The organism is Paenibacillus sp. 01T47 (assembly GCF_056398245.1).
Map to the genome: position 1 here is coordinate 221,753 of NZ_JBFTPA010000001.1, position 19,591 is coordinate 241,343.

The following is a 19,591-nucleotide window of genomic DNA, read 5'->3' on the forward strand; positions in this document are numbered from 1 at the left end:
AATATAAATGAACGAAGACGTCTTCGCCGATTAGGGTGAGAGACGTCTTTTTTTGCGCTTAGTAAGCTCAGTCGCAATCGCCCGCAATAACTGTTACATTAGAATTAAAATATGAGTTAGGCATAGGTTCCGTATAATTTCAGCTTGTTTATAAGCTTATATAATGGAGGGTTGCGTATATGTCATCTTTTAAGGCGCTTGTGATTAACAAAGTAGAAAATGAGATTATCGCAAACACGCAGCAGTTGGACTTAAATGATTTGCCGCAGGGTGAATTGCTTATTAAGGTTGCGTATTCCAGTGTGAATTACAAAGATGCGTTAGCTTGTTTGCCTAAAGGCGGTATTGTAAAAAGCTATCCTTTTGTACCGGGCATTGATTTGGCAGGCACGGTTGTATCAAGTGAAGATGAGAGATTCCAAGAGGGCGACGAAATTGTGGTCACGGGATTTGGGCTCGGCGTCAATCATTTCGGCGGTTTTAGCGAATATGCCCGTGTGCCTGCGGAATGGGCGATCAAGCTGCCGCAAGGTTTGTCGATGAAGGAAGCCATGATACTGGGGACGGCAGGTTTTACTGCGGCTTTGTCCGTATATGAGCTTGTGCAAAATGGCATTCGGCCAGAGGATGGTCCTATTCTCATTACTGGTGCAACTGGAGGAGTAGGCAGTATTGCTGCTGCAATTGCGGCGAAGCTTGGATATGAGGTGGCAGCGAGTACGGGGAAACTGGATAAGCAGCAGTATTTGCTTGATTTAGGCGTGAAGCGAATTCTGCCAAGAGAAGAGCTTCTATCTGGTTCCAAGCAGCCTCTGGACAAGCAGATATGGGCAGGAGCTATTGATTGTGTGGGCGGGGAGACATTAACCGCGGTGCTGTCTCAATTAAAATATGGCGGCGCTGTAGCGGCGAGCGGTTTGACAGGTGGAGCGGGCCTTTCGATGACCGTATACCCATTCATCATAAGAGGAGTGCGGCTGATCGGTATTGATTCCGTCATGGCAGGGATGGAGATTCGCAGCAAAATATGGGCGCTATTGGCTGATGCCTATAAGCCAAGTATGCTGGGCGAACTATTCTCGGAAATTGGCCTGAATCAGGTGAGCGACCAGGTAGCTACTCTCTTGAATGGGCAAGCCAAAGGCAGAGCCATTGTAAAGCTATAATGATACAAAAGAGCAATTGCCCTCATGCGGGCAATTGCTCTTTTTTTTAAAGCTAACCGCGTTTTAATCTCCGTGCGCGGAATTGCTTGTATTGAAAATAGATCGTGCAGCCGATGCAAAAGCCGAGAATGGCGGCTAGAGCAGCAGCTCCCATCATTCCAGCAAATATATAACCAGCTATAGTCCAGCCAAGCGTAAAGCTAAGCAGCGAGAAGGTGAGGAAACCTACACCTAGGGAGTTGTTGAAGCGCTGCAGCTCAGCTGCTTCTGTTTGTGCGGAAGAAATTCGACCGTTTAGGAAAGGGCGAGCCGCAATAATGAATAAATTAGCTTTGGGACCGAAGATAAGTCCAATTATTTGAATAATCCAAAGTGCTGCAATAAGCCAAGGCAACTGCAGGCCTATCGCAAGAAGCAGTACGGCAACGATACCGACTTGGTTACTTCGAACAAATGGAATGGGAATCTCCTTCATTATAAAAACCAACTTTCCGTATTGGATTTATATAATTTAATAGTAGATAATTTAAGCTCGTTTGGCAATAACCAAATGATTAATCGATCAAAAATATTATTAAATGACAACTTTCGATAACTACCAATTTTTTTCAATATTCATATATAATAGATTAATAATACTAAAGAACTAATTTCTTTGATAAGAGGTAGATAGATTAGTGAAGCTCACAGGTATCGATATGTTTAAAGGGCTCTCTAATGTAGAGCTTGCGAAGCTGCTGGGGATGCTTGATAAACAACAGATTCCTGCGGGAACGAGGTTGTTCCATCAAGGCGAGCATGGCGATCAAATGTTCATCATAGAAAGCGGCACGATTGAGCTATTCTCAAAAACGGATGACAGCGTTCGGCGTTCGCTTGCCGTGCTTGGGCCAGGCGAGGTTTTTGGTGAAATGGCTCTGCTTACTGGGGAAGCGCGGTCTGCTGAGGCCGTAGCTGCGGAGGATGCTGTACTGCATATCATTGACAGCAGGATGTTTGATCGCCTTGTTGCTGAGAATGCAATTTTCTCATCCTATTTCATCAAGCTGCTTTCGCAACGATTGATCGCAACGAATGCGAAGCTTCAAGCATCTAAGAAAACGGAATCCGAGCGAATTACGTATGAGCTTGGACAATTGCGCGAGCTATCGGCTCGTTTTCTGCAGTGGTGCGCACATGTTCCTCTTATTAGCAGAGGGCTTGTGGAGCATACCTATGGCATGACGATGCAAAGGGAGCTTTCAGAAAATCTCTTCCTTCGGGAGTGCTTTCAAGATGATCCATTAACATCGGAATGGTTGACTCTTGCAAGCGGTATCAAGCCAGTTCTTAATGATATAAGCAAGGAACGGTATGGGTACGAGGAGATGGCTGGATGGCTGGAAAAAGCGACCTCGTGGTATGTTTCTCAAGGCAACTGGGTCGCATTCATCATGATCCAAGCGGATAAAGGGAACTGGCCAGCAGCGCTAGACACGTATGCTCGCATAGAAGGAGAGGTTACGGATCATCAGCGCGCAGAGCTTTTTCGTACCATTAGCCGCTGCCCTAGAGATATACTTGCAGGAAATTACACGGTGCTGCAAACCTATCTTCCTTACTGTGAGAAAAATGCGCCGGAAATTGGGCTTGCTGTTATAGAAGCCTCTTTAAATCAGCCTAACAAATTTCAATCGCATGAGCTTTTGTTTTTGTACGAGTGCGGAACGGAGCTTAGCAGACGTGTGGGCAGAAACAATCAAGCGCTGGATTACTTGAAGCTGGCGGATGCATTAGCAAGCACTTTATCCTTCAATAAAGTTGAATTGCCGGATGCTGATCGGGCGTATGGGTTAGCCAAACAAAAGCTGGCTAGAAAACGCAGCGAGGTGCTTGTGAAAGGCGCCGGACGTTTGTTGAAGGGGAATCGTGCTGCAGAAGCAGGGGCTGTCATGGCGGCACTGCTCTGCATCATATTTTCTTTCCTATTAGATCCTATTGGCGGTTTATCTGAGGCGGGCATGCGGTTTATCGGAATTGCGCTAGCCGCAGTCATTATGTGGATTGTTCCGATTATGCCGGATTACATTGTGGCGCTTGGCATGATTATGCTGTGGGTGATGGGGGGTGTTGCCTCTCCGGAAACGGCACTCTCGGGATTTGCGTCAAGCTCGTGGCTCTTCATGATTTCTATTATGGCAATAAGTGCGGTAATAACAAAATCAGGCATTTTTTACCGCTTTGCACTCCATGCTTTAAAAAGATTTCCTGCCCATTACCGCGGACAGCTTTGGGGCATTATTGCAGGCGGGGTCCTGCTTAATCCGCTGCTTCCTTCATCCTCTGCCAAGGTATCGCTTGGCGTTCCGATGGCACAGACGCTCGCCGAATCGCTCGGCTTTGAAGAGAGGAGCAAGGGAGCCGCTGGCCTTGGGCTGATTGCTATGATTTTCTTTGGCTTTACCGCGCCTTTTGTTATGACAGGCTCATACACCAATATTATGGCTTATGGCCTTGCTTCTACAGAGCAATCGGTATCGTGGCTGCAATGGTTATTGTATGCGCTGCCGGGGTTTGTTATTTTTGGCACTGTGTTGATTATCGTATTGCTCTTTATGTTCCGTAAGATCGAGCCTGCCAAAGTTGTCACAGGCGAAGTGCTGAGTGAACAGCTGAAGCTTCTTGGCCCGCTAACAAAAGATGAGCGAGTATCGCTCTGGACGATTATATGCTGCATTGGGCTTATGGTGCTTCAACCGCTTCACGGGATTGAGAGTACATGGATTATGTTGATGGGTTTTGCGGTTTTAGTTATTAGCGGCGTGCTCGATAAACAGACGATTTCGACAGGGATAGATTGGACTTTTTTATTGTTTCTTGGGGCTGCATTTAGCTTTGCGGGCGTTGCCGAGAAGCTAGGAATTGCTGAGCTGTTATCCTCCTTTCTTGGAGAGTATATGTCTGTTTTTGTCAGCACGCCTGCCTTATTCCTTGTTGCAGTCATTCTCGTTTCCTTTATCGTTACGCTAGTCATTCGAGATGATCCAGCTGTTATTTTACTTATCACCGCTATTGTTCCTTTAGGAGAAACAGTAGGCATTCACCCTTGGGTGCTCGTATTTGTCATATTGCTTGCAACAGATCCGTTTTTCTTTGCCTATCAGTCTCCTACCTATTTAACTGCCTATTACAGCTCGGAGGGGAAAGCGTTTACCCATCTTCAAGCCGGGAAGCTTGCACTCGGTTATGCGTTTGCGGTTCTGCTTATAGCTGTGCTCTGTGTTCCATATTGGAAGTGGCTTCATCTCATTTGACGGAAAAGAAGGGAAAGGAGGATAGTATGAAAATAAAGCTTATACATATTATGGGCCTACTTGCTGTACTGGCTATTTTCTTCATGTATAGAGGAACATTTGATCGAATGGACTATTTTTTCCAAGATCGTTTTATGCAAAAGGAAAGCCCTGTCGAAACTCAAATTGCCATTATCGCTATTGATGATGAAAGTGTGAGTGAATTTGGGAGCTGGCCTTGGAATCGAAATGTTCATGCTCAATTGGTCGATATGCTCTCCGAAGGAAAACCGGCAGTTATTGCGTTTGACGTCACTTTTCCTGCACCGTCGGCAGACGATCCATCATCGGATGAAGCGCTAATCAGCGCAGTGGAAAATGCGGGCAATGTCGTTTTTCCCGTATATGGAACATTTGAAGCTTCAGCCAAGCAGGGCGCAATTGATGCACTTGAAATATCTGAGCCGTTTCCGGCACTTAAGGAAGCGGCAGCGGCGGTTGGACATATCAATACGATACCGGATCGCGACCACGTTGTACGCAACTCTTTGTATCGTTTTATGTATGAAGGCGAGCAGGTCGAAAGCTTTTCTTGGACAATTTATAAAATGTACATGGAGCGCCTCGGCAAAAGTGCAAGTGCGGATATGCTTCCGCTTGATGCATTTGGACAGTTTCATATTCCCTATACGGAGCGGCCAGGGCAATATGAAGCGATTCCTTACGCTGCTGTACTGAACGGGGATGTGCCTGCGGATTATTTTCAGGATCGCATTGTGCTTATTGGACCGTATGCCACGGGCTTTAAGGATGAGTACCTGACGCCATTGCAGGTGAAAAAAATGATGTACGGGGTGGAAATACACGCGAACATTATACAGGCTCTGCTCGAAAATGATCTTAAGCATGAGCTTAATTGGAAATGGAATGCGTTGATTTTGCTCCTTGCGGCTTCGCTTGCCTACTTCTTATTCCGGAAGTGGAATATGCTTATCTCGTTTTTGGCGGTTGCGGTTATTCTTGTTGCGTTTGTAGTAGGAAGCAGCTACTTGTACGGTCAGGGAATTATTATATCAATCGGCTACGTGGTGCCGCTGCTAATTATTAGTTGCATCATTGTCGTTGGGTTCCATTACGTAGAGGAATTGCTGGAGCGGCGCAGAGTGACGGATATATTCGGCAGATACGTGGCGCCTGAGGTCGTTAACCAGATTTTGAAAAATGGTGAAGAGGGCCTAAAGCTGGGCGGAACGCGCCGTGAGTTAACTGTGCTTTTTGTCGATATTCGCGGCTTTACGCCTCTCTCAGAGAAGGCGGAGCCGGAGGAAATCGTTGAAATATTAAATGAATACTTGGATCTTGCCGCCAACTGCATCTTTAAATTTGAAGGTACGCTGGATAAGTTTATCGGTGATGCAGCCATGGCAATTTTCAATGCGCCGCTGCTTCTTGAAGACCATCCAATGCGAGCGGTGGAAGCGGCGTGGGCAATGAAAGAGGGCTCAGCCGCATTGGAGCGCAAGTTAATTGAACGATTTGGCTTTGGTGTTGAGTTTGGTCTTGGCATTCATACGGGGCCAGCCGTCTTCGGCAACATAGGTTCGAAGAGCAGGATGGACTACACCGCTATTGGAGACACGGTTAATACGACAGCTAGGCTGGAGAGCAATGCAAAGCCCGGACAAATAATTATGAGCGATGCGGTCTATCAGGTTGTTAAAGATCGTGTTATTGCAAACGCTCTTGGCGAGATCAAGGTAAAAGGAAAAGAACAGGGCATCTCAATCTATGAATTGGAGGGACTAAAATGAAGACGTTAAAGCTAGTTTTTGTGACTTTGCTAGTCATGGCCATTATTATGCCGACATCTGTTTTTGCAAAGGATACGGAAAAGGCGGGAAAAGTAACGACCATTTCAGGCAAAGCGGAAGTGAAAAAGAGCGGCGGGTCCAAGAAATTTAATGCTTTTAAAGGAATGGCTATAACAAAAGGTGATACGATACTAACCGGCAGTGATGGGAAAATAACGATGGACCTGGACAGCGATAAAGAAGTCACGATTGGCACGGATACCACGCTTGTTGTGAGTGAGTTGGTCAAAAGCGCAAAGGCACTGGGCGGCAAAACGAGCCTGAGCCTGCTAAAGGGAAAGGTTCTTGTCACGATTAAGAAGAAGCTTGATGGCGATTCTAGGTTTGAGATCGAGACGCCAACTGCCATTATGGGCGTTATGGGGACGCAGTTTACCGTTACATATGAGAATAACGAGAGCTACTTGGGTGTATTTGAAGGCGCAGTAAAAACGAAGCATGGTTCAGGGCTAACGGACGAGACGACGGTTAATCCGAATGAACAGCTGCCACTGAATAAAGATGGGGCAGGAGTAAAAGAAAAGCTGAATTATCTCGATCTTCCGTTGGTCGGCCTGGAGCATTATCTTCTGCTGCTTCAAAAGGACGCCAAAGCGGATAAGGCATTAATTGAGCAAGTTAAAGCACTAATTGAAAAGAAAAAGCAAGAGGAAGCGGCGGCAGCTGCAAGCGGTAGTGGAGGTTCACAATCCAACTCTACTATTGTATATGAGGACAATTCGGGAACAGGCGGCAGCAGCGGTGGAGGCGGCAATCCAGTCGCGACGCCAACGCCAACACCAACGGCGTCACTGACGCCAACGCCAACAGCGTCACCGACGCCAACGCCAACGACGTCCCCGACGCCAACACCAACGGCGTCACCGACGCCAACACCGACGCCAACACCAACAGCGTCACCGACGCCAACACCAACACCAACACCAACGCCAACGGCGTCACCGACGCCAACACCAACGCCAACACCAACGCCAACACCAACGCCAGAACCTGTGCCGCCAACGCTAGATTTAACGATGTTTTATAATCATTTAGAATCGTATATGAAAAATGATAAAACGTTTATTTTGCCATTTACGACAACACTTGCTCTTAATGATTCTAGTGCAAATATCGTCAAATTTGAGGTGCGTCAGGATGACGCTGGTGAATTTGAAAGTCTAGATATCGTTGAGACGGTTGATATACATCCATCTGAACCTAATCAGCTGGTGGTTAAATTAAAAGAAGCTGTGCAGTACGGATCAATAATTCGTATAACGGTCTATGAAAATAAATTAAAAAATTCGGAAACCAATGATGTGCAGACGAATGAACAAGTTACAGCAAGAGGAGAAATGGAACAAGGGTTTCAATTTATAAATAACAGTGAATACCCGCCAATTGAATTTATTTTAGGGAAAACCGATTACTACACAACTATATTCTTTAGAACTTTTGGTTATGGAATGCCTGAATGGCCTTCTGAGGGGAACTCCCCGTACATCAGAATAACTAGAGTTTGCCCAATTGAAGAAACGGAGGAGTGTTACCCGTTTTTTGAATATAACCTTAGCGGTGCCTTACTATTTAGCATGACTGGTCCTGATACGGCAATGGTTATGTTAAAAGGAAATTATTTTGCCGAAGGCAATTTACAGCCTGGAGCATATCGCTTAAGTGTTTCTTTAAAAAACGGCAGTAATGGTCAGGTTGAAAACTTTCTAGAGCTTGATATTACGGTACGGGTAGCTAATCCTCCGGAGGCTTTAACCAAAGCGGCATTTATGGAGGATGAGTATACGTTAGTGCTTCCATTTACTACGAGCCTTGCTTTTGGGAATTATTTTCCAAAAGATGGTTTGATAATTTATAAATGCGACGCGGTAGAGCTTCCAGAGGGCAGAACATGTAGAAATGCGGAGCTGCCCCTCCTCAACATAACGGATATTGAGAGTGTTGCTGTTGACCAAGATAATCAAACGCAGCTCATTGTAAAGCTTAAAAATCCCATTGCATACAACTCAAATATTGATGTGTATGTAAAACCGAATGCTTGGAAGAACCCAGTTAAAGGTGATTTGCAAGAAAACGAGCAGCATTTCTCTTTAGATAGCAAAGTAACGGCCTTTCCTAGATACGTAGATTTTGAGAACAGGCCCGCTATAGTGAAGGATAAGGAGCTTTTCATCTACACACATGGTTATGAACTGGGAGAGATAATGATTAATGGAAATTTTTGCGTGGAAGAGCCATCTTGCTTTTGGTTTGAAAGTATGCCGCTAGAGAGCGATGCATATGAGCTCGAGAATGATGGTGAATATACAAAACTCATACTTAAAGGATCTTATTTCAGTATGGAACTAGCAAGAGGCGAGGGAAATATTACAATACCCATTATGAAAAAAAGGAACAAATTGACGAGATAATTATACCCTTCCATATTATAAGGCCAATAACTATAGATTAAATATCGAAAGGAGCAATGCTATGAAAAGCAATATTAAATGGCTAGCAGCAAGCACGGCGCTTGCGACGATGCTAGTTTCGTTTCATGCAACAGCATTCGCGGCGAATGAGCAGCCAGTAGAAATAAGAGAGACGGAGAACGTCGCTAAAGTTGCCAATGTCATCGAGAAAGCAAGCCAACCTTGGGGGCTGGCTTCTGCCCCTGATGGGAGCATCATTGTTGTAGGCTCGGGCAGCAATCAGATTAGCAAATGGCAAAATGGGAAGCTTACTCCTGTTACGACAAAGACGGAAGCGGGCTATTTCGATGGGACGATTGCCAATTCAACGTTCAATCAACCGTCTTCTGCTGTAGTGAACAGCAAGGGTGTCATTTATGTAAGTGACACCGACAATCACGTTGTGCGCAGAATTGTAAACGATCGAGTATACACGGCTGCGGGCAATGGCAAGCCAGGAAATAAAGACGGCAAATTTGGCGATGCGCAGTTTAACTCCCCAACGGGACTAGCAATAGACAGCAAAGACAATGTTTATGTAGCAGACTCCCTAAACCATGTCATTCGTGTCATTACTCCCGAAGGCGTAACATCTACCTTTGCTGGAGTTGCTGGTGAAACGGGCGGATACAAGGATGGAAGCGCAGTGCAAGCTTTATTCAATGAACCGATGGGGCTTGTATTCGATGATAAGGGCGGTTTATATGTAGCTGACAGCGGCAATCATCTTATTCGTTATATTTTTGATGGCAAGGTCAAGACGGTAGCTGGAAAACCGACAGCTGTCGATGCGCTTACCGGTTATATGGCAGGCGGCTATGGGAATGGCATAAGCGCTGAAGCACGGTTTAATCGGCCGCGCGGGCTGGCATTTGTCGATGGGGTTTTGTTTGTTGCAGACAGCTTGAATAACCGAATTCGTGCTCTGCAAGCGGATGGAAAAGTCATTTCAATTGCAGGTCAAGGCGCGCCTGGCGATAAAGTTGGAGAGGTTGAACAAGCGCAGTTCAATCAACCGTCTTCCTTGCTGTATTTGAGCGGAAAACTGTACGTAGCCGACACGTTAAACAATAGCGTTAAGGTGCTGGCGGTGAACCCTAAGGCTCTCAATCCTATTCGTACGAAAGAAGAGCTGATTGCAGGTACGGAGCTGCTGCCGGCGAGCAAAGATATTCAAGTATGGCTGGATAACAAGCAAGTGAAATTCACTGCTGTGCAAAAGCCTTTTAAGAGCGGAGAAAAAACATATCTTCCTGTGAGAGCTGTCTTTGGTGCATGGGGAGCGAACATAAAGTGGAATGCTGCGGCCAAGGAAGTGCAGCTTACCAAAAACAACTGGAAGCTTTCACTAAAAGTAAATGCGAAGCATACGGTTATTGTTGAAAAAGGCACTTTATACGTAGATGCACAATATTTAGCTGATGCCGCTTCATTTTTGTTTGCTTTTGATAGTGAATACAATGCTATTATTATGAGTAGTGAGTAATAAGTAGCAAAATTCCCTATCGCTGGAATGGAGGCTGTACAATGACTTTGGAAAACCGCTCGCAAAATAATGTAGACCGTTTCTCAGGCTTTCAAAACGATTACGACCAGCATCGTCCGAAAGCTCCTGCCGCAGTTGTAAATATTTTGACAAGTTATTTGGGGAGAGTGCCAAGCGTTGTGGCGGATGTTGGATGCGGAACGGGGCTGTCCTCCTTTATATGGCTCGGGAATGCGGAGCGAATTATAGGTTTTGAGCCAAATGACGATATGAGAAGCAAAGCGCTGGCTCATTTGTCTAAGCTCCCCGAGGATCAGTCAATTTCCTTCATCAAAGGGTATTCTGACCAGCTTGCTCTAGATGCTGACTGTGTTGATATTGTAACCTGCTCGCAGTCGTTTCATTGGATGGAGCCCGTCAGCACGCTCTCTGAATTCGCCCGCGTTCTGAAGCCGGAAGGTGTGTTTGCCGCCTATGATTGCGATTGGCCTCCAACGCTGCACTGGGCCGTCGAATTAGAATATAAGCAGCTTATGGATCGTTCTGAAGAGATTATTGCTGCTCATATCCCAGAGAAGGATCAAGCGAGCAAACGAAATAAGGAACAGCATTTAACTCAAATTCATAACAGTGGTCTCTTCCGTTTCTCCAAAGAAATCGTGTTCCATAACATGGAGCGCTGCGACGCAGAGCGTTATATTGGCCTGGCTATAAGCCAGGGAGGCATTCAAGCGGTCTTCAAGCTTGGCTCGAAGGCGCTGGAAGAGCAATTGCAGAGCTATCGCAGCAGTGTCGAGCGTTATTTTGCGGGAAGAACACTTGATGTCATGTTCAGCTACCGTATGCGGATAGGTGTAAAATAGAGCATTATTAGCGCTTAAATGGTGCAGGAGGCAGTCTTGTCGTGAGGACAAGGTTGCCTTCTTTTTTTATTGCTAAAATGACCGCAAAACGTATTTGCATGTATAATGCAGGTTAAGTGTGATTTATTGTAAGGAGGACTTAGCTTGTCACCTAGAAATGTAGAAAAAGATAAAATGATGCGTGAAAAAAAGATGCAGCATATTCTCGACTGTGCGCTGAAGGTTATGGCGATTAATGGTTTTCAATTAACGAGCATTCAAGATATAGCGAAAGAAGCAAAGGTTAGTGTGGGTAATGTCTATCACTACTATGCTTCGAAAGAAGAGATATTCAGCGAGGTGCTGCGCTCGGGGCAGACGAATTATGGGAAGTATGTAACCGATTTAGCGGCCATGGATATGGAACCGATCGCTAAGCTTAGGGTAATGCTTACCTCTTGGCTCTCATTGGAGACAAACTGGGCGTTTACGATTCTTATGCATACGGCAAGGTTATCCGAGTCTACTCCGCCAGACATTAAGAAGGCGATCACGGACCGTTTTACAGTAAACCTAGGCCCTGTCGCTGATATTATGAATGACGGCATACGTAGGGGAATCATCATTGATGAAGATCCCTTGCAGCTTGCTTTTTATTTTGTAAGCCTTATACAAGGCCTGACACTCCAGCGTCCGCCCGATTATGAGGTGAAGGTGGAGATGAATGTTGAGGCGATTATTCGATTATTTGAGATCAAAAAATAGCTTTTTTAGGCATGCGAAAAAAATGTTGACAAAGTTGAAATGATGCCGCAAAATAAGCAACATAACAAACCGAATGAACATTCAAATTGTAGATTGGTTTGACATATGGCGAATCGACCAGACCACTGGAGATTTAACGTTAGTTATTATACGCGTTAAGTCTTTTTATTTTACCATAATACCAAGTAATCGGGTATTAATAATGCAATATTGAATTGGAGGGGCAGCTTATGGCGGCGGAGATGCTCGTAGTACATGAACTTAATAAGACATTTGCAACACCCTCGGGAGATGTCATTGCGCTTGATCGCATTGGGCTTCAGGTGAAACAAGGGGAATTTATTACGATTATTGGACCGAGCGGCTGCGGCAAAAGCACATTGCTCAAAATTGTAGCAGGGCTCGATACCGGTTATGAAGGAACGGTATTGCTGAATGGAAAACCGATTGAAGGACCGAGCATAGAAAAAGGATTTATTTTTCAAGAACCGAGGCTATTCCCTTGGTTGACGGTGGAGAAAAATATAGCCGCAAATTTATCGCTTCGTAAGCCGGAGGTTCGTAAACGAGTAGATGAGCTCATCGAGCTTGTAAGGCTGAAGGGCTTCGAACAGTCTTATCCTCGTGAGTTATCTGGAGGCATGGCGCAGCGTGTAGCTATTGCAAGAGCGCTGCTTCGCAGTCCTGATATATTGCTGCTGGATGAGCCGTTTGGCGCATTGGATGCTTTTACTCGGTCGCATATGCAAGAGGTGCTGCTTGATATTTGGCAGAAAAACAAAACGACGATGTTGTTTGTGACACATGATTTGGATGAGGCGGTATTTCTGGGCGAGCGAGTCGTCATTATGAATCCGCGTCCGGGTCATATTCGAAAAATATTGCCGATTGATTTGCTGTATCCTCGGAAACGAGCAGGCCATGCTTTTCAAGAGATGCGGCACAAGGTGCTGGGTGAGTTTGAGAAGGTTGAGGGGCCGGAAATCGATCAAGGCGCGGATATTTAATAAACTATTTTTCACCAAAAATAAAGATCGTCGGGGAGAGAATGAAGATGAACAGATTACGCCTTCTTACGGCAGCAATTATTGTATTAGCGGTATTTATTAGCGGCTGCGCGGCTTCTGGAAATGGAAATCCAGACAAGAAAGAAACTGGCAACGCGGGCAACAAAGCAGCAAAGAGCTATGACGGAGTTACTGTAAAGATTGGATATCAGGGCAGCGGCGGCTTAATGGGCAAAGCGATTGAGGAGAAATGGTTTGAAGATGAATTTGGCAAGCTTGGCGTGAAAGTGGAGTACGCGGAATTTCAGAGCGGCCCTCCAATGACAGAGGCAATTGCTTCTAACCGTCTTGATTTCGCTGGACTTGGCAATATGCCGATTATTGCAGCACAAGCTGCGGACATTAAATTCACAGTCATTTCTCAGGCGCTCGAAGGCAAAAACAATGTCGCGATCATCGTGCCTAAAGATAGCCCGTTTCAAACGGTTGCTGACTTAAAAGGCAAGAAGGTAGCTGTTGCCAAGGGGAGCAACGCATTTAACTTCCTTTACCGCGGCCTTGAAGGTGCGGGGCTTAAAGCATCGGATTTGGAAATTATTCAACTGCAGCCGGATGAAGCGCAGCCTGCTTTTGAGACGGGGAAGGTTGATGCATGGGCGACATGGGAGCCGAACATTACGCTGAACACGCTGCAGGATAAAGCGAAGGTGCTTGCGGACGGCGAACAGCTGGGCGTGCTTTCTCCTTCCTTCAACATTGTTAGAAAACAATTTGCTGATGATTATCCTGAGCTCGTTACCCTGTATCTGAAAGTATGGAACAAAGCGCTTGCTTGGGAAAATGATAATCGTGCCGAATCAACCGAGCGTTATGCGGCAGAGCGCAAGGTGCCTGCGGCATTAATTGAAGCAATCTTCAATCGCTCCAGGACAATTAATATCCCTGTATCGGATGAAATTATTGCAGAGCAGCAAAAGACGGCAGACTTCCAGTTCGACATTAAAGTCATTCGCAAGAAAATCGACGTGTCCACCGTATTTGATAACCAATTTATTGAAGAAGCGTTGAAATAATACACTGAACAAGAGGAATGGGGCGTTTCTTATGGTTGGAGCTGGCTCAGAAAGCGCATTGCATAAGCCCATCAAAGTAATGAAGAGGCGGCCGAGGAGCCGTCTCTCTATTCAAACGGTTAATCTGCTGCTCAGTTTGCTGCTTCCAGTCGGCTTATTAGCTATCTGGCAAATTGCCGGAATGATGGGGAAGCTTAATCCAACGCTGCTGCCAACACCAGGCTTAATTGTGGAGGAATTCGTTCATTTAACTTTATCTGGTGAGCTGGTTTATCATCTCGGTATTTCAGCTCGGCGTGCGCTGCTTGGATTTTTGCTGGGCGGAGGATTAGGTTTAGCTGCGGGATTATGGGTAGGGTTCTCCTATAAGACGGAAAGGCTCATTGATCCTTCCTTGCAAATGCTTCGTACTTTGCCCCATTTGGCCGTAGCTCCGTTGTTTATTTTGTGGTTTGGCTTTGATGAGACATCTAAAGTGTTATTGATTGCAAAAGGTGCTTTTTTCCCCCTGTACGTCAATACCTTTCTTGGTATTCGTTCCGTAGATGGCAAACTGTTTGACGTTGCTCGTGTGCTGCAGTTTAGCCGCTGGCAAATGATTGCGAAGCTTGTTCTTCCGGCATCGCTTCCTAATATCTTTCTCGGCGTGCGACTTTCTATCGGCGTGGCATGGCTTGGGCTTGTTGTAGCGGAAATGATGGGTTCGAGCTCAGGGATTGGCTTTCTGATTAATGATGCGCGTTATCTCATGATTACTTCGGTTGTATTTGTAGGCATTATTATTTTTGCTGCAGTCGGTAAGCTGACGGATTCGCTTGTTAAGCTGCTTGAGAAGAGGCTGTTAAATTGGCAGGATAGCTACAAAGGAGGCAACAAGTAATGAGCGAACGAACCGCTTCGCGTGAAATGGGCGCAAAGGCAGCTGGTCGGGACTGGTTAAGCGTTATTCCAAAGCCGCTTCATGGCTGGATTGTTCCGGCTTTCATTGTGATTGTCTGGCAGGCGGTCAGCGGGCTTGGTTTGTTGTCTGAAACACTGCTGCCGGCCCCGTCAAATATTGTGAAGAGCTTTGTGTCATTGTGTGAATCGGGAGAGATGGGGAAGCATCTCGGTATTAGCATTTATCGCGCTGGTTTTGGGTTTCTACTTGGCGGAGCGCTCGGGCTGCTGCTCGGTTTATCGGCGGGTCTTGGCAAAGTGATGGAGAGGACGCTTGATCCTTCGCTGCAAATGCTGAGAACGGTGCCGCTGCTTTCCGTTATTCCATTGTTTATTTTGTGGTTCGGGATCGGAGAGTTTTCAAAGGTGCTGCTTATTGGACTTGGCGCTTTTTTCCCGGTTTATGTGAACACCTTTCTTGGTATTCGAAATACGGATGTGAAGCTGTATGAGGTTTCGCGTATTTTCCAATATACGAAGCTTCAGCAGGTAACAAAGCTTATTATACCAGCGGCCTTGCCGAATATTTTATTGGGCGTACGGCTATCGCTTGGCGCTTCATGGCTGCTGCTTGTTGTTGCAGAAATGATGGGGACGAGTGCAGGTATCGGTTATATGATTCAGGATGCAAGAGCATACTCGCAAACGGAAATTGTTTTTGTAGGCATTATTTTGTTCGCTGTATTTGGCAAGTTGTCGGATTCGGCCATTCGGCTGCTAGAAACCAAATGGCTTCGCTGGCGAGATACGTATAAAGGATGACAAAATGAATCGTTTGGAGAGGCGGTTAACGGATTATGGGGAAACGGCAGGAGCAGCTCCATCTCGGAGCATTTATTTATTATACAGGCCATCATCATGCAGGCTGGCGTCATCCGGAGTCGGGTGTTGAAGGAATGTTTGATGTGAAGTTTTATCAGAAGCTTGCGCAAACCGCGGAGCGCGGCAAGTTCGACATGCTCTTCTTCGCAGATTTGCTGTATGCCACTAATGTGGGGCAAGCGGTAGCGGGCATGCTGGAGCCTCTTACGCTATTGTCCGCATTATCGGCTGTTACGGAGAAGATTGGGCTGACTGCAACCGTCTCAACCACATACAACACCCCTTTTAATGTCGCACGAAAGTTTTCTTCGCTTGATCATATTAGCGGCGGGCGAGCAGGCTGGAATATTGTAACCTCGCAGCTTGATCTGGAAGCTCATAATTACGGGCAGCCAAAACATCCCGAGCACGGCCTGCGTTACAAGATGGCTCGTGAATTTGTGGATGCCACAACCCGCTTATGGGATAGCTGGGAGGATGGCGCGCTTGTGCTTGACCGGGTGTCGGGTCAGTTTGCCGATGAGTCTAAAGTAAGGCCAGTTGATTACAGCGGAGAATGGTACTCCACGAAAGGACCGCTGAATGTGCCGAGATCTCCTCAAGGTTATCCGGTGCTAATTCAGGCAGGCTCATCAGGTCCAGGTCAAGACTTTGCGGCCAGCATTGGCGAGGTTATATTTACGGCTCAGCAATCGCTGGAAGCGGCAAAAATCTTTTATGAGAGTGTGAACAGCAAGCTTGGAGAGTATGGGAGGGAACGCGGCAGTCTAAAAATCATGCCAGGTCTCTCCCCGATTCTTGGTGCGACGGAAGAGGAAGCGAAGCAGCGTTACCAAGAGCTGCAGGGGCTTATTCCTGCTGCGCATATTGTCGGCTTCTTATCAGGATTCCTCGGCGTAGATCTAAGCAGCTATTCGCTTGATGATCAACTGCCGGACATTCCTGATCCTGTTGAAGCATCCAACGGCATGAAGAGCCGTGTTCAGCTTATTATGGATATGGCGCGCAAAGATAAGCTGTCGATGCGAGAGCTTGGAAGCAGAATGCTAGGAGCGAGGGGACATTTGCAGTTTGTTGGTACGCCCGAACAGTTGGCTGACCTTATCGAGCTGTGGTTTGAGGACTATGGCTGCGATGGCTTCAATATCATGGCTCCGGTTCTTCCTGGAGGACTCGACGATTTTGTTCATTATGTCGTACCGATTTTGCAGCAGCGCGGACTGTTTCGTGAAGATTACACGGGAGATACCCTTCGTGACCATCTTGGACTTGAACGTCCAAGCGAAGGGCATTTCCGCAAAAAACTTCCTGTGGTACAAGAACAAGCGTAACAAGAGCTGAGAGGCAATAGTGAAAAAAACGCAAAGAAGCAAGCAGCTGGCGCCATGATTAGGCGACGGCTGCTTGCTTCTTTGCCGTTGTTACAGGGAAGGGGGGACTAAGGTTTTGTGAATATTCCGCTCTTTAATAAACACCATCGATTATAAGTAAAATATTTCATGGCAAACCTCCACCTTAAAAATAAGTGATAACGGTTCCAAGACAGCAGCCTCTATTTTATGAAAAATGAATAGGTGACATAGCCGATAGCGATAGCTACCAAACCAAATGCTGCCGTGGAGGAAAGGATACGGAAAAATATTTCCCACTTATCTCTTTTTGTGTTTCGAATGTCCTTGTCCTCATTCCCCTGCGTCTCATGATGTTCTAGATTATCTTGACGAGGCTTAATGATGGGATCACCCGCTTTCTTTATTCCTTCTCTTTGCTTTGCTTATAAACGACAAGTATAGTGCTGCGCTGATAAGTGTTGCCTGAAGTGGCTGTTTTGATCATGGAGCCGTAGCAAATATTAATGACTTGATCGTCGCTCAGTTCTGCCAAAAACTCATTTGCCCTTTTTTCAGCAAAAACAGAATCCGTATCAATAAATTCTTTTACTTGAATCATATTCGTTGTGTCCTCCCTTACCAAATAAATATACAGATAGGCACCCCGCGTCGATAGCAGAATGCCTTCTGACGTCCACCATAGCATTGCGTACTATAAGTGTCAACAGGGAGATTTAATGATCCATTTTAGACAAAGAAAATAGGGGCAGCTTCGCTAAAATAACGAAGCTGCCCCTATTCGGCTGCATGGGTTGTTTAGCTTTTTTTCCAGACGCCTCCTTGATCAGGTCTTTCTCCCATCGTCCACCATTTGGCTACATAGGTGTCCCCATTATAAGTGACATATGTCCCTCCTAAATACAAATAGAGAATAAAAAACAGTGTCTATCTTACTAATTTTTACACTGAAACTGATTTATAGAATCCTTTTTTATACTGAGCATTAATCTAGTAATCTCGTTAATTCATGTAAATAAAACTAACATATGTTTTCTTCAATTTAGTAAGGATATGAGCACAAATGAGTGAAAAGTAGAGTTATACCTCGATGGTTACGCTTTTTTGTCTACTTTAATGATTTGTTAACTTATATAACATGAAATAGACTGATGTAGAAGAAAGAGAGAATTATATCGCATAGGAGGAGTTAAACATGACACGAGTTGTAAAGAGCGAGATAGCGAAAAAGATTTTAATTCCACTGCTTGTACTTTCATTGCTTGCAGCGATGGTAGGGGTACTGACAAAAACGGATTTTGTACGCGCGGAGGAAGCGCCGCAATTGCCGACATTTGATATTCCGGCCCTATCCGCTGAACATCAAGCTTCAAGTCTTCCTAATGTTATTGTTGTTGCAACAGGAGGAACGATTGCGGGTAAAGCAAGCAATAATGATCCTACTAACTTCCAGAGCTATGCGGCTGGTACTTATAAAATGGCAGATATGGTTGCTCAGCTGCCTGGGAAAAATAAAATAGCTGATGTTTCTACCTACCAATTCGGTAACAAGGGTTCGAGCGGCTATAGTATTAGAGATCTTTATGATCTATCGCTTGCGGTAGACGAAGCTCTTAAGATTTATGATAGTGCAGTTGTAACGACGGGTACGGATACGATGGAAGAAATCGCGTATTTCCTCGATCTAACCGTTCGCAGTGAAAAACCGGTTGTTGTTACAGGCTCTATGCGTCCATGGGATGTTATTGGAACGGATGCGCCTGCTAATCTCTATCAAGCTATTAAACTAGCTGGCAGCGGTAAAACAAAATGGTTTGGAACAGTGGTCATGTTGAATGATGTCATTTATGCGGCGCGTGAAGTTACGAAGTCAAATTCACACCGTACCGATACTTTTGATGCTCCGATGTTTGGTGCACTAGGTTATGTGGATGACCCGGCTGTTCGTATTTACCGTGCTCCTGCTAGAGCGGCAAAAGCAGGCACACCAGCATGGGCTTCACCATTCGATTTGAAAACCATCTCCAAAGATAGTCTTCCGATAGTAGAAATCGTATACAGCTATCAAGAGGCGGGCGGCGGCGCTATTCGCGGCTTGGTGGAAGACGGAGCGAAGGGAATTGTAACCGCAGGAACAGGCGCTGGCGGCATTTCGTCGAAGCTAAGTGCTGCACGTTCCGCGGCCATTAAGGATAAAGGTGTCGTATTTGTATCGACAACAAGAACAGGCTCAGGCTCTATCTATGATAGCGGCAGCGGAAGTGTTATTGGCGGAGACAACTTGAATGCGGCGCATGCTCGTATGATGTTGTTGCTGTCCCTAGCATTTACAAACGATGTAAACAAGATTAGAAACTGGTTCACGACTTTTGGCACACAGGATGTAGAAATTTCAGTTGATGAAAATACGGTACTAAGCACGACGGTTGAAGAACCAATCGAAGAGCCTGTTGTAACGGAACCTGTCGTTGTTGTTCCTACACCGGAAGCAGAAGTTCCGGCTGTTACAGAAACAACGCCTGAAACAGCACCAGTGACGCCATAATTAGGGG

The 19,591-nt window shown here is 45.8% G+C and carries 16 protein-coding genes; 13 read left to right on the forward strand and 3 right to left on the reverse strand.

What is annotated here, in order from left to right; genetic code table 11:
- The first annotated feature begins 179 nt into the window (after nt 1–179).
- Nucleotides 180–1,166 (forward strand): oxidoreductase, encoded by a 987-nt coding sequence (locus AC1DOV_RS00900; protein ID WP_477548917.1) that lies wholly within the window; start codon nt 180–182, stop codon nt 1,164–1,166.
- Between the two features lie 52 nt (nt 1,167–1,218).
- Here the strand turns inward: AC1DOV_RS00900 and AC1DOV_RS00905 are convergent, their stop codons facing one another.
- Nucleotides 1,219–1,641, reverse strand: a complete 423-nt coding sequence (locus AC1DOV_RS00905; protein WP_477510756.1) for a DUF4395 domain-containing protein — start codon at nt 1,639–1,641, stop codon at nt 1,219–1,221.
- Between the two features lie 202 nt (nt 1,642–1,843).
- On the opposite strand from AC1DOV_RS00905, the gene AC1DOV_RS00910 reads away from it, so the two are divergent.
- The 11 genes from AC1DOV_RS00910 to AC1DOV_RS00960 all read left to right on the forward strand — a co-directional run bounded on the left by AC1DOV_RS00910 (nt 1,844) and on the right by AC1DOV_RS00960 (nt 17,021).
- The gene (locus AC1DOV_RS00910; RefSeq protein WP_477548918.1) at nt 1,844–4,459 is read left to right on the forward strand and encodes an SLC13 family permease; all 2,616 of its coding nucleotides are present in this window, start codon (nt 1,844–1,846) and stop codon (nt 4,457–4,459) included.
- 26 nt (nt 4,460–4,485) lie between these two features.
- Nucleotides 4,486–6,249, forward strand: a complete 1,764-nt coding sequence (locus AC1DOV_RS00915) for a CHASE2 domain-containing protein (protein WP_477548919.1) — start codon at nt 4,486–4,488, stop codon at nt 6,247–6,249.
- Nucleotides 6,246–8,717, forward strand: a complete 2,472-nt coding sequence (locus AC1DOV_RS00920; RefSeq protein ID WP_477548920.1) for a FecR family protein — start codon at nt 6,246–6,248, stop codon at nt 8,715–8,717. Before AC1DOV_RS00915 ends, AC1DOV_RS00920 begins: the two co-directional genes overlap by 4 nt.
- A gap of 61 nt (nt 8,718–8,778) precedes the next feature.
- Nucleotides 8,779–10,242 (forward strand): stalk domain-containing protein, encoded by a 1,464-nt coding sequence (locus AC1DOV_RS00925; RefSeq protein ID WP_477510760.1) that lies wholly within the window; start codon nt 8,779–8,781, stop codon nt 10,240–10,242.
- Between the two features lie 41 nt (nt 10,243–10,283).
- On the forward strand, nt 10,284–11,105 hold the full coding sequence (locus tag AC1DOV_RS00930) for a class I SAM-dependent methyltransferase (protein WP_477510761.1): 822 nt from the start codon (nt 10,284–10,286) through the stop codon (nt 11,103–11,105).
- A 144-nt stretch (nt 11,106–11,249) separates the two neighbouring features.
- Nucleotides 11,250–11,849, forward strand: coding sequence for a TetR/AcrR family transcriptional regulator (locus AC1DOV_RS00935; RefSeq protein ID WP_477548921.1), 600 nt, complete (start codon nt 11,250–11,252; stop codon nt 11,847–11,849).
- 230 nt (nt 11,850–12,079) lie between these two features.
- The gene (locus tag AC1DOV_RS00940) at nt 12,080–12,856 is read left to right on the forward strand and encodes an ABC transporter ATP-binding protein (RefSeq protein WP_339206328.1); all 777 of its coding nucleotides are present in this window, start codon (nt 12,080–12,082) and stop codon (nt 12,854–12,856) included.
- Nucleotides 12,857–12,903: 47 nt separating this feature from the next.
- Entirely contained in the window at nt 12,904–13,929 is a 1,026-nt protein-coding gene (locus AC1DOV_RS00945; RefSeq protein WP_477510763.1) for an aliphatic sulfonate ABC transporter substrate-binding protein, read from the forward strand.
- Nucleotides 13,930–14,008: 79 nt separating this feature from the next.
- Complete coding sequence (locus tag AC1DOV_RS00950) at nt 14,009–14,809, forward strand: ABC transporter permease (RefSeq protein ID WP_477510788.1); 801 nt, start codon at nt 14,009–14,011, stop codon at nt 14,807–14,809.
- The gene (locus AC1DOV_RS00955; RefSeq protein ID WP_430055801.1) at nt 14,809–15,630 is read left to right on the forward strand and encodes an ABC transporter permease; all 822 of its coding nucleotides are present in this window, start codon (nt 14,809–14,811) and stop codon (nt 15,628–15,630) included. The genes AC1DOV_RS00950 and AC1DOV_RS00955 overlap by 1 nt, the downstream gene beginning before the upstream one ends.
- Nucleotides 15,631–15,665: 35 nt before the next feature.
- A complete protein-coding gene (locus AC1DOV_RS00960; RefSeq protein WP_477527847.1) occupies nt 15,666–17,021 on the forward strand; it encodes an LLM class flavin-dependent oxidoreductase in 1,356 nt (451 codons plus the stop codon).
- 421 nt (nt 17,022–17,442) lie between these two features.
- Here the strand turns inward: AC1DOV_RS00960 and AC1DOV_RS00965 are convergent, their stop codons facing one another.
- Both AC1DOV_RS00965 and AC1DOV_RS00970 read right to left on the reverse strand, forming a co-directional pair.
- Nucleotides 17,443–17,640: a sporulation protein Cse60 gene (locus AC1DOV_RS00965; protein ID WP_076268509.1), complete on the reverse strand. Its 198-nt coding sequence runs from the start codon at nt 17,638–17,640 to the stop codon at nt 17,443–17,445.
- A 197-nt stretch (nt 17,641–17,837) separates the two neighbouring features.
- Complete coding sequence (locus tag AC1DOV_RS00970) at nt 17,838–17,945, reverse strand: carbohydrate-binding protein (RefSeq protein ID WP_477510765.1); 108 nt, start codon at nt 17,943–17,945, stop codon at nt 17,838–17,840.
- 289 nt (nt 17,946–18,234) lie between these two features.
- Between AC1DOV_RS00970 and AC1DOV_RS00975 the strand changes: the two genes are divergently transcribed.
- Nucleotides 18,235–19,584, forward strand: a complete 1,350-nt coding sequence (locus AC1DOV_RS00975; protein WP_441877677.1) for an asparaginase — start codon at nt 18,235–18,237, stop codon at nt 19,582–19,584.
- Nucleotides 19,585–19,591: the final 7 nt, after the last annotated feature.